Genomic DNA, 11,979 nt, shown 5'->3' with positions numbered 1-11,979 from the left:
TATAACCGATACGATGAGGCCCTGGCAGCCTGCGCTGGCGCAGCTGGTGCCTGCAACCCAGACCGTGGTGATGTATAAACCGCAGCGCTGGGCGGAATACGGCCTCGATTACTACCGGCTCAATCACGTTCAGACTGTTTTTTCACAGGAAGAGTTTGTTCAGACGGCTTTGTCGCAAGGCCGTATTTTGTGCATCTCGGAAGACAAGACGCTCGAAGAGCTAAGCCATGTGCCTGCGATCGATCTGGAGGTTGTTCATGCGATAGGCGGACAAACGGCGTTCTGGGCCTGGCCCGTCAAATAAGGACTAAGACGCTTGCGCCAGCGTCCCGCTCTCGGCCGCAACACGCGGCAACAGCACAAAAAAGATCGCTCCGCCTGACGGATTGTCTTCCACCCAGATGGTTCCTTTGTGAGCTTCGACGACGGCGCGGGAGATGGCGAGTCCGAGCCCGAGGCTTTCACCGGGGCTCTTTTTGCCCTGTTTTGCCTGATGAAATGTGTGAAAGACGGACTCCTTGTGGTGATCCTCGATGCCCGGCCCCGAATCCGAAACCCCGATCAGCGCGAATCCGTTCGAGGCGCGATTTGCAATTCGCGTTCGGGCGTTGTGAGGCATCCTCGGCAGCTGCGGGATGGTTCGCACGTGAACTCCAATGAATCCGCCTTTGTGCGAGAAATGGACGGCATTTTCGAGCAGGTTCGTGAACAGCTGCACCATGCGATTGGGATCGCATTCGACCAGCAGCGGCTCGCGTTGAATATCCGTCAGAATGCGCAGCGACCGCTCGCGGGCCTGCGAGCTGAGCTCGAGCACGACATTGTGCATGAGATCGGCGATATCCGCGGGTTGCATATCGTATTCGACGATTCCGGCTTCGAGCCGCGAGAGGTCCAGGATATTGCCGATCATCTGCGCCAGGCGCTTGCCGCTTTGCAGGTTGAGATCGAGGAGCCGCTGCTGCTTTTCGGTGAGCGGACCCGGAATCCGCTCCAGCATCAGATGCGTCGTCTCCTGCATGGACGCAAGCGGAGCCTTCAGCTCGTGCGAAACGTGGGAAATGAAGTTCTTTTTCATCTGGTCCAGCTCGATGAACCGCGCCTTCATCTGCCGGTTCTGCTGGACGAGCCGCGACGATCGGGCCGCGAGGTAAAAGATGATACCGGTCGCCGCCAGCAGCGATAGCCAGACCATCAATCCTCGATTTTGTAACTCTTGAGCTTGTTCCGGATGGTTTTGACATCCAGGCCGAGCTGCCGCGCGGCCTCAGCCTTGTTGTGATTGGTTTTCTCGAGCGTCTTGAGGATGAGCTCGCGTTCGGCCTCGGCTGCCGTGATGCCGAGCGGCAGCACGATCTTGGTCGAAGATTCGGGGCTGGGATGCCGGAGGTCGAGCGGTAGATGGATGGTTTCGACCCACTCTCCGCGCGCGAGAATCAGGGCTCGTTCCATCACGTTCCTGAACTCGCGGACATTTCCCGGCCAGTTATACGCCATCAGCATTTCCAGCGCATCGTTTCGCAAAGACTCCACGCTGACGTTGTGCTTCTTGTTGAATTCCGAGATGAAATGCTGGGCGAGCAGCGGAATGTCTTCCTTGCGGTCGCGCAAGGGAGGCAACTGCACGGTGAATACGGTCAAGCGGTAGTAGAGATCTTCGCGCAGCCGGCCTTCCTGAATGGCGGTCCGTGGTTCCTGATTCGTCGCCGCGATCACGCGGACGTCGAATTCAAATTCCTGCTTTCCGCCGAGCCGGCGAACCTTGCCGTCTTCGAGCACGCGCAGCAGTTTCGGCTGGAGTTGCAGCGGCATTTCACCGATCTCGTCAAGAAACAACGTGCCGCCGCTGGCGAGTTCGAAACAGCCCGGCCGGGTTCCAACCGCTCCGGTAAACGCGCCTTTCTCATGCCCGAAGACTTCGCTTTCGATCAGGGTTTCCGGAATTGCCGCGGAGTTGACCGCAATGAACGCTCCGTCGGCGCGTTTGCTCAGGCGGTGGATGGTGCGGGCGGCGAGCTCTTTTCCGGTTCCGCTTTCGCCGGTAATGATGGCGGACGCGTCGCTCGAGCTCAGGCTTTGAATAAGGTCGTACACATCACGCATCGCCTTGCTGCTGCCCACGAATTCGCCGAATCCCGAGCCGCTTTCCAGCTGCGAGGTGAGCTTGCGCGAGGTCTGCCGCATCTCGATGTCGGATTCCGAGGCCTTCAGGATGGCCCGCAGCTTCGGATAATCCATTGGCTTGGTGATGAAATCCTGCGCTCCTTGTTTCATCGATTCGACGGCAAGGTCGATACTTGCGTGCGCCGTGATGAGAATGACGGGCCTGTTCGGGTTGCCGGCCTTCAGGCAACGCAGCAAATCGAGGCCGGAGAGCTGCGGCATTACCACGTCGGAGATGACGATGTCCGGATCGTAGGATTCGACCATCTCCTTGGCCTCCGCCCCATCTGATGCCAGACGGACGTCATAACCCCACTCCTGGAGGATCATTTCAAGAACTTCGCGGATTGCGGGTTCGTCGTCGACGATCAGGACCTTCGTCTTTCTTGGGCCTGTACCGTCTTTGCGTGCTATTGAATCGGCTCTATGGATATTTGAAGTCGTCACATTCACCAGTATATGGGAAAAATTCCCCCCGTCGTAGCCCGACTGCTCATTAGCAAGACCTCGGCCAAAGGTGGAACAAGATCTCGCACTCCACAAAATCAGCAATTTACAATTCTGAAACCACCAATGGACTTGCCCTTGCGACCTGTAAGGTGGGACATCGAAATCGAAAAAAGGTAATACGGTTCCTCTTTTTGAAGGGTGAGGTCATCATGGGGCGAAGCGCAAGCGCGACGGCGCACAGCCGGGATATTTGGGGGTTATTTCGGGTCGGGCTTTTTGCCGGCTCTTTCCTTATTGGACTGGTCTTTTTCGTTCCGGGTAAGCGGGCGGCAGCGGACATGAAGCCGCAGACGACCATTTCGATAAGCCCTAAGAAGCACAGAAAGCCTTTTGTGCTTCTTGTGGCTAATTTTCCTATCTCAGTTCTTCGGGCACGTGCTGACTCAGGTACTCCAGCGTAGGTTCGACAAGACCGGGATCGAATTGCGTGCCGGAGCAGCGGCGAACTTCGGTGGCGGCCTCGCTGAATCGAACGGGGGTGTTGTACGGCCGTTTGTAGATCATCGCGTCCACCGTGTCGACCACCATAAATACGCGAGCACCGAACGGAATCTGCTCGCCTCGCAGCTTCCGCGGATATCCGGTACCATCGAATTTCTCGTGGTGGGTGTACACGATCTCCGCCGCTCCCTTCAGGAACTCCACATTGCTCAGGAATTCATATCCGTATTCGGCGTGGCGCCGCATGGTCTGCCATTCCTCCTCGTCGAGTTTCGCCGGCTTCCAGAGAATGCTGTCCGGTATTTTGAGCTTGCCGATGTCGTGCAATAGCGCGCCATGCTCGATCTGGACGAGCGCCGAATCGCGGATACCCATGGTTTGCGCGGCCCCGGCCGTCAGATCGGCGACGCGCCGGGAGTGGCCGCTCGTGCTCTGATCGCGAAAATCCAGCGCCATCGAAAGCGCATCGAGCGTTGCGGAATGCACATGATTCAGACTGGTCAATGCTTGATTGAGAGCTTTGGTTTTTTCAAGCACCAGTTGCTCGAGATGCAGCCGGTAATTCTCGTTTTCGATGATCAGGCGCCGGTGTTCGAGCGCGCGGCCGATGGAGAGCAGGAGTTGATTCACCTCAACCGGCTTCAATAGAAAATCGGTCGCTCCGCGTTTCATGAGGTTGACGGCCAGGGAGGCTTCATCCTGTGCGGTCAGAAAGATCACCTCGATGCGGGGATCTTTTTTCTTGATCATGTCCAGCAGGTCGGCGCCGGAGTGGTGCGGCATTCTGAAATCGAAGACACAGGCGTCTGGCTGGAATGAGTCGAATTTCCCGGAGGCTTCGCGGGAATCGGACAGGCCCAGGACTTCGTACCCCCGGCTCATGAATAACTCTCCAATAAATGCGACTATTTCAGGTTCGTCGTCGACGACAAGGATACGCGATGGAGCTTGCGGGCCTGAATGAAGCATTCGAGAGTCTTATTGTACGTGCTCTACCTCTTTCCGAAGAAATAAACAATGATCCCGGCTGAAACCTCGGCGTTGTGTGTCGCGCCCGTGAGTGGCAGAACTTGCGCTGTCGGGTCGCTGGACGTGTGTGGTAAACCGAACGAGGGCGTCGGGATGAGGAAGCCCTTGGCGTCCATACGGAATCCCAGCCAGTGATTTACCCGCGTCTTGACGCCGAATCCATAGTTCATGGAAAGCTCATTCGAGCTATGCATTTCGGGAATGTCGCCCCGCAGCGGGTCCTTGACGAAGGCTTCCGCTTCCGGCGTCAGCCGGAACAGAGTGCCGCCCACCCCGATGCTCACAAAGGGCCGGACGGCGTGGTTTTCATCATCGTTGAAATAGTAGATGGCGTTCACGCCATAATTGTGGACCTGCATCGGCAGGTTCAAAGACGTTGGCGGCGCGGTGGTCCGCAGCAGGTGCAGCTTGTTCGGCTCGTAGCTGTAAAAGATTTCCTCGCTCCAGTGCCCGCGGGTGTACACACCAACGCGTACGCCGCCACGTATCGCCCTGTCGAGATGGAACTCGCCGTTAACAGGCAGCGTGGACTGCGGGAAACTCACCTGGTAGTTTTTGTGCGTGTACCAACTCCCGGCGCCAAAGAAATTCAGCTCGAGGTTGTCCTTCAGTTGGGCATATGCCGCAGTCGACATAAACCCATACAAAGCAATAACAACAATCGCATTCGGCAGCCGTCGGCTCATAGCACCCCTCTCTTACTCCGGAACGCTATTTCAGGGTAGGGACAGATCTGGGGCAACTAAAACCGGAAACTTATTGGAAATTCGAGGTTGGAGGTTGGAAATTGGAGATCCGATCTCGGATCTTCAACCTCCAATCTCGAATTTTCAACCTCCAATTTCCAATGCCTACAGGTCTTCGGGTCTGTTGACGTTGCGAAAAATCGACCAGTCGAAGCCGGCGTCGTGCAATTCCGATTCCGAGACGATTTCAGCGCTGCCGGATTCGATGAATCCCCGCACGCTGAGTTGTTTTGCCGCGATCCGGTGATGAATTTCCGGGAGCATCGAGCGCCACACACCCAGGCACAACGGAAATGCGGACTCAATCTTGCAGGCCACCAGCGGATGGCTGGAGTTTTCAGTACGTAAGCTCAGATATTTGAGAAAGTCCTTCGTCAAATGAGGAAGGTCTACCGCAATGATCAGATTGGCATCCGTCGAGGTGAACTCGAGAGCAGTGGCTATTCCGGAAAGTGGTCCGAGACCGGGCAGCCGGTCGGGCAGGGGGTCGCGGCCTACCACCTGGACGTCGCCGGTGGCGGCACGAAGTAACCCCAGCATGTGGTCGAGAAGCGGTTGGCCGTGCCAGTCCAGGCCTGCTTTATCGCGGCCCATTCGTGTGCTTTTCCCGCCCGCAAGGACGAAACCGGTCAGCGCCATGGCGTTGACACCAACTCGACCATTCCTTTAATATGGATTGTCATTTTCCGATTGAAAACATTGTATTTAGGAAGGGACCATCACGGTCAACCATGAAAAGTAAAACCCTCCAGCTCGTTTCATTTTCCCTGATTTTCTTCGGCGCCTTCGCGGCCAGTCTTTTTGCTCAAAGCGCCCAATTTATGTCGGCCGACGAGGTGCGCCCCGGCATGAAAGGGTACGGGAAAACGGTTTTCCAGGGAACCAGGATCGAGCAATTCGATGTCGAGTTACTCGGCGTGCTGAAGAACTACGCCCCGAAGCAAGACATGATCCTCGCCCGGCTGTCGGGAGGGCCGCTGGCCAGGACCGGTGTCATCGCCGGAATGAGCGGCAGCCCGGTCTACATTGACGGCAAACTTCTGGGCGCCGTGGCCTTCTCCTTCCCTTATGCGACTGAACCGATTGCGGGAATCCAGCCGATCCAGCAGATGCTCGGCTTACTCGATCAGAAAGCCGGTGCCACCCCGCGCCGGATCGCCGAAGGCGGGACATCCGGTTCGGGAGCCGGCTCGGACTCCATCGGAAGCGGCCGTGCCGGTATTCTGGCGACCGAGTCCCCGACATCTTTCATCTATCGGCAGCTTCAAAAGCTGGAACAAGGTACGCCGCTTTCGCAGGTGGTGCTCGCCGCGAGTTCCAGTCCATTCTCTACCGGCACCGGCACACCGTCGCTGGCTCGCGTTTCGACTCCGTTGTTTATTTCGGGCGCAACGCCTGCCGCGTTGCAGCAGTTCGGACAGTTTTTCAATGAGTTCGGTTTCATCCCGGTCCAGGGAGGAGGCGGCGGAAGCGCGGCCGGTCTCGCGCCGGCGGCTCCCAGCAAGATTGAGCCGGGCTCATCGATCAACGTCGAGTTGATTCGTGGCGATATCAGCTGGAGCGCCAACGGAACCGTGACCTACGTGGACGGCAATAGAGTCTATGCTTTCGGTCACCCCAATCTGACGGCCGGTCCGACGGATGTTCCGATGTCGGCCGGTTACGTGATTTCACTGCTGCCGAATCTGCAGAATTCATTCAAGCTCGCGGTGCCGCTGGATGTCGTCGGATCGTTCCAGCAGGATCGCGCCACCGGAATCGCCGGCACTCTCGGCGTCACTTCCAAGATGATTCCCGTCAGCCTGACTGTGAATTCGAGCCTCAACACGGTCAACAAATACAAATTCGAAGTTGCGTCGGATCGGGCCCTCACTGCACCGCTTTTGAACTTCATCGTGTTCAACACCATCACGGCGAGCGAACGCGCGCTGGGCGAAATGACGCTTTCGATTTCCGGTCAGATCCATCTGAAGAACCAGGATCCGGTGAATATCGGAAATGTTTTCTCCAGCGATGCGAACGGGCCGGCACTGGCATCCATTGCCGCCGTCAGCCCCGTCCAGTATCTGTTGATGTCCGGCTATGACGGAGTGCAGATCGACAACATCGATTTGCAGATTACCTCGATGGACAGGAAAACCAACGCCCAGCTCGAGCGCATCGCCGTGAACAAGCCTGAAGTGGCTCCCGGCGAGACGGTCACGCTGACCGCATCTTTGCGGACGACATCGGGCGAGACCGTTATCCAGCAATATCCCGTGCAGATTCCGGCCAGTGTGCCGGCAGGCCCGATTCAGCTGGTCGCGGGCGACGGAACGACGGTGACGAACCTGGATATCCGCCGCGCGCCTGCGAATGTTCCCGCAAGCATGAAGCAGGTTATTACTGAGTTGAACAAACTCCGGAAGAACGACAGGTTGTATATAAAGGTAGTCAGCTCAGAGCCCGGCGTCATCATCGGCGGCGAAGAATTTCCTTCGTTACCGCCCTCGATGGCGGCCTTGTTGAACACCGACCGGTCGTCCAGCCGGAATGTTTCCGGGCTTCCCAACTCCACGATTCGCGAGTACGAGCTCCCGCAGTCGAAATATGTGATTCAGGGGCAGCGCACGCTCAACCTGATGGTGAAACCGTGACCTGGGCACACTGAACACATGAAGAAAATTCTCTGGATTATTATTCCGCTTCTACTGGTTGTCCCATTGCTGGCGGTTACGCCGCAGTTCTGGGAAATCCGGACCTATGACGATTTTCGCAAGGGCAAGCTGACGAATCTGTCCCTCACCAGCGACGACGAACTGACGCTCGCGCCGCGTTTCGACATGCTGTACAACACCGAGCAGACGCTGGTGTGGTCGGCCGCGGCCGATTCGAAGGGCAACGTGTACCTCGGCACCGGCCACGACGGAAAGATCTTCAAAGTCGATTCCACCGGCAAAGGCAGCATGCTCGTCGACCTCACCGAACTGGATGTGATGGCGCTCGCGGTCGACAGTAAGGACGTCCTCTATGCCGGCACCTCGCCGGACGGCAAGGTCTACAGGATCGAGAACGGCACGGCGAAGGAGTTCTTCGATCCGAAGGCGAAATACATCTGGTCGCTGGTGTTCGACAAACAGGGTCGTTTGCTCGTCGGCACCGGCGATAAAGGCGTCATCTATCGCGTAACGCCCGACGGCAAGGGCGCACCCTTCTATGAAACGGACGAAACCCATATCGTCACGATGGCGATCGACAATGATGGGAACGTCATCGCGGGCGGCGATCCGAAGGGCTACATTTACCGCATCACGCCGGCCGGAAAGGCTTTTGTCCTTTACGATTCCGGACTGCGCGAGATTCACTCCGTCGCCGTCGCGCCGAACGGCACCATTTATGCCGCCGCGATGAGCGGCGAACCGGCGCTCGCTCCTGCGGCCCCGGCCACTGCGCCCGCGACGTCAAATAACCCCCAGGCCGGCATCACCGTCACTGTCAATGCGGCTGAGCCGCAAGACATTCAGGTCATCGAATCTGTCGATACGGTTTCACCCGACACTCCGCGGTCCCAGACCCGCCGGTCCGAGGCGAACGGGCAAAGCGAGATTCTGGAAATTCAGCCCGACGGTGTCGTGAACACGCTCTGGCGTTCGCGTGACGAACTGGCGTTTTCAGTGCTGCCGGACAATGGAAAAGTGCTGTTTTCGACCGGCACGAAAGGCCGCATCTATTCGGTCGACGGGCCGCGTAACATCACGCTGGTCATTGAATCGACAGAGGAACAGACAACACGCCTGTTGCAAGCCGGTAACCGCATCTATGCCACGTCCGCGAATATCGGAAAGCTGTTCCGTATCGGCGACACGCCGGCGACATCCGGGACCTATGAGTCAATCGTCAAGGACACCGACGCCGTCTCGTCTTTTGGAAAACTTTCCTGGAAGGGTGGCGGCGGAAGTATCGAACTGTCCACCAGGACAGGGAACACGAGTACCCCCGACAAGACCTGGTCGGACTGGCAGAAAGTCGATCCTGCGGGGTCTTCTGCAAGCCCGAAAGCCCGATTCATTCAATGGCAGGCCGTCATGAAGGCCGACCGGACGCAATCGCCGCGCCTGGGCTCCATAAAGGTCCCGTTCCTGCAACAGAACTATCGCCCTGAAATGGCGAATATCGAGGTGTTGCCGATAGCCGTGGCTCTTCAAAAGGTCCCGTTGAACACAGGAAATGTGGTGAATCCGGACGATCCCGCGACGATACGCGCCAATGCGCGCGCGGGGTTGCCGAAGATTTCCTCCATTCCGCCGCGACGCATACCACAGCGCGGAGCCCAGTCGTTCCAATGGACTGCGACGGATAAGAACCAGGACACGCTGGTTTACGACCTTTATTACCGTGAGGAGAACGAGCGGACCTGGAAGCTGTTGAAGCGCGATGTCAGCGACAATTTTTATACGATCAATTCGGATACGCTGCCGGACGGCACCTATGTCGTTCGCGTGGTTGCGAGCGACGCCCCCTCGAATCCTCCGGAGCTGGCGCTGAAGGGCGAGATGGAGAGCCGGCCCTTTACTATCGACAATACACCCCCGGTCATCACGATGAAGCTGGACGGAATCGAAGGAAGGAAGGCCCGGGTTGCTATCGACGCGGCGGACCAGACGTCTACACTCAGTCAGGCGGAGGTCGCCATCGATACCGGGGATTGGCGTCCTGTTTTCCCGAAAGACGGAATCATCGATTCGAAATCGGAGTCGTTTAATTATCTTTCCGGCGATCTGACACCGGGCGAGCATGTGATCGCTTTCCGGGTGTACGACCAGAACGACAATGCCGGAATGGGCAAACTGGTAGTTCGAATTCCATGAAGCCTATGAAAAAACTTATCTTTTGCTTAGCGGCAGCGCTGGTCAGCATCGTACCGGCTTCCGCGCAGCAGTTGGTGCGCGGAGCCCAGCAGGCGCCTCAGGACGATCTGGCGGACCGGCCGAAAATCCACGTCGACCAGTATTCCGTCGAAGTCACTCTGCTTCCCGCCGATCATCGGCTGGTCGGCAAGGCGGATATTCAATTCAAGCAGCTCGACCGGAAGAACTACGCCGTGTTCGACCTCGATCGCCGGCTCCGCGTCGATAAAGCGTCGGTTGCCGGTGTCGAAGCCCGCATCCGTCAGTTCGACGTCGATTCGACGGTTGAAGTCGACCTCAGCGCCCAGCAATTCAACAGCAACCCGGTCGTGCACCTCGAATACTCCGGTACTCTGGACCCGGAGGATAATCGCCACGACCCGGTTCTTGGCCGTATTTCCGAAAACAGCGCTTTCCTTCTCTATGCCGGAAAATGGTTCCCCACCAACGGCCTTTACCGCGATAAGGCCAATATGCGCCTGAAGATCAACGCGCCCGCCGGCTGGAGCGTGGTTTGCGACCTCGCGAAAGCGGGCGACGGCTACGCCAGTTCTCAGCCTTCATATTGGGGAACAATCGCGGCAGGGAAGTACACCGCCGTCAATGTGAAGGCCGGCGGCGCCGACATCGCTGTGGACACTCTCAGCGCCGATGCCGCTGCGGTATCGCCGATCGCGGACGCTGTCGGCAAGATGTTCGATTTTTACTCGGAGAAGTTCGGACCGCCGCCATCGAACAGCTTCCGCATCGTTGAAGTTCAAGGCGCGAACTGGAATGCGCAATCGTCGGTCGGAATGCTGATGGTGCCGTCCACCGGCATCCGGAAAGACTTCGATTCGGATGCGCTCTCTTTCGCCGTCGCCCATCAATGGTTCCCGATGAAGTTCTCGATTAAGGACCAGTCCACGGATGCCTGGCTCGGTGACGGTATGGCACAGTTCGCCAGCCTCCTGTATTTCGAGAAGACGCTGTCGCCCGCCGAAGCCCAAACGCACATTCATACGGCTCTGGTTCGGGCTCTGGGATACGACGGAACCAATACCGTCCGCCAGGGCGGCGCGCTCGACAAGGACACGCCCGAATACCGCGCTCTTGTCCAGTACAAAGGCGCCTACGTCCTGCGCATGCTGCGCTGGGTGGTCGGGGATGAAACGTTCGACAAAATACTGGCCCAGTATGCCCAGCAGTTTCAGAACACGCCCGCTTCCACCGAGGCTTTCGAAAAGCTGGCGTCCGACGTTGCCGGAGGCGATCTCGGCTATTTCTTCGAAGAGTGGGTCAGTGGTTCCGGCGTGCCGGAATTCAAGCTGGATTACACCATCTATCGTGAGAAGAGCGGCTACAAGATCGACGGAACCGTCAAACAGGATCTCGATCTGTTCCGGATGCCGGTCGAGTTTCAGGTTCTGACCGACGGCGATCCGGAATACTCGCGCGTCGATGTCGTCGGCGAATCGAGCGACATCACCGTCAAAACGGACCGCAAACCGAAATCGATCGTCATCGACCCGAAGGAAAAGATCCTTCACATGTCGACCGATATCAAGGTTGCGGTCATCATCAGCCGCGGCGAAGAGTTGTCCAACGAAGGCCAGTACAACACCGCGATCGACGAATACCAGAAGGCCATCGATCTCGACTCCAACAACTCGCTCGCCATGTTCCGCATGGGTGAAGCCTTATTCGAACTCGGCAACGTTCAGGCCGCCGCACAGCAGTTCCAGCAGGCGTTGAACGGCGATCTCAAGGCCAAATGGGTTGAAGTTTGGTCGTATATCAACCGCGGCAAGATCTTCGATATCCGCGGCCAGCGCGATCGCGCCGTCACCGAATATCAGAAGGCGATCAATACCGGCGACGACGCCTACGGAGCTCAAGCGGAAGCGTTGAAGTACTCCAAGGAGCCGTACCGGAGGGCCGGCAAACCGACCATCGGATAATTATCGGAAATTGCATCATTCGAGGTTTCTGCATTTCAAAATGAAGAAATGAGAAAACCTCGAATGATGCAATTTCTAATAGGATTTTCCCCCGGGTATCCTCAGGAAACCTGTTCGGGTGTCGAATAATGGATCTGTTGCCCGAGTTCGGTATTGCTGCGATTACAGTCAAAAAGTGCCTTAAACACTTCTAAACATTCCGGGCACAGCTCGAGATGACGGAAGTCGTCATCATCAAGTTCTCCAAGGTTCGACGCGATTTCG

At 57.4% G+C, this 11,979-nt stretch carries 9 protein-coding genes; 4 read left to right on the top strand and 5 right to left on the bottom strand.

The features are described from left to right. A partial coding sequence (locus tag VGK48_16295) for a hypothetical protein (GenBank protein ID HEY2382736.1) occupies nt 1-304 on the top strand: 304 nt, incomplete at its 5' end. A 3-nt stretch (nt 305-307) separates the two neighbouring features. On the opposite strand, the gene VGK48_16290 is transcribed toward VGK48_16295, so the two are convergent. The 5 genes from VGK48_16290 to VGK48_16270 all read right to left on the bottom strand — a co-directional run bounded on the left by VGK48_16290 (nt 308) and on the right by VGK48_16270 (nt 5,528). Continuing rightward, nucleotides 308-1,195: a HAMP domain-containing sensor histidine kinase gene (locus VGK48_16290; GenBank protein ID HEY2382735.1), complete on the bottom strand. Its 888-nt coding sequence runs from the start codon at nt 1,193-1,195 to the stop codon at nt 308-310. Beyond that, entirely contained in the window at nt 1,195-2,610 is a 1,416-nt protein-coding gene (locus VGK48_16285) for a sigma-54 dependent transcriptional regulator (protein ID HEY2382734.1), read from the bottom strand. The genes VGK48_16290 and VGK48_16285 overlap by 1 nt, the downstream gene beginning before the upstream one ends. Before the next feature lie 417 nt (nt 2,611-3,027). Next, on the bottom strand, nt 3,028-4,083 hold the full coding sequence (locus VGK48_16280; GenBank protein ID HEY2382733.1) for an HD domain-containing phosphohydrolase: 1,056 nt from the start codon (nt 4,081-4,083) through the stop codon (nt 3,028-3,030). Nucleotides 4,084-4,106: 23 nt separating this feature from the next. Then, entirely contained in the window at nt 4,107-4,829 is a 723-nt protein-coding gene (locus VGK48_16275; GenBank protein ID HEY2382732.1) for a hypothetical protein, read from the bottom strand. A gap of 165 nt (nt 4,830-4,994) precedes the next feature. After that, entirely contained in the window at nt 4,995-5,528 is a 534-nt protein-coding gene (locus tag VGK48_16270) for a molybdenum cofactor guanylyltransferase (protein ID HEY2382731.1), read from the bottom strand. Nucleotides 5,529-5,620: 92 nt separating this feature from the next. On the opposite strand from VGK48_16270, the gene VGK48_16265 reads away from it, so the two are divergent. Genes VGK48_16265 through VGK48_16255 form a run of 3 tightly spaced genes read left to right on the top strand, consistent with a single transcriptional unit; the run spans nt 5,621 to nt 11,715 of the window. After that, complete coding sequence (locus VGK48_16265) at nt 5,621-7,525, top strand: SpoIVB peptidase S55 domain-containing protein (protein ID HEY2382730.1); 1,905 nt, start codon at nt 5,621-5,623, stop codon at nt 7,523-7,525. Nucleotides 7,526-7,543: 18 nt separating this feature from the next. Next, nucleotides 7,544-9,736, top strand: coding sequence for a hypothetical protein (locus VGK48_16260; protein ID HEY2382729.1), 2,193 nt, complete (start codon nt 7,544-7,546; stop codon nt 9,734-9,736). Between the two features lie 5 nt (nt 9,737-9,741). Further along, the gene (locus VGK48_16255) at nt 9,742-11,715 is read left to right on the top strand and encodes a M1 family aminopeptidase (GenBank protein HEY2382728.1); all 1,974 of its coding nucleotides are present in this window, start codon (nt 9,742-9,744) and stop codon (nt 11,713-11,715) included. Nucleotides 11,716-11,979 lie beyond the last annotated feature (264 nt).

Source organism: Terriglobia bacterium (genome assembly GCA_036496425.1).
GTDB lineage: Bacteria > Acidobacteriota > Terriglobia > 20CM-2-55-15 > 20CM-2-55-15 > 20CM-2-55-15.
Note: the sequence above shows the minus strand (reverse complement) of the source record. Positions and strands in the feature narration are given on the sequence as shown.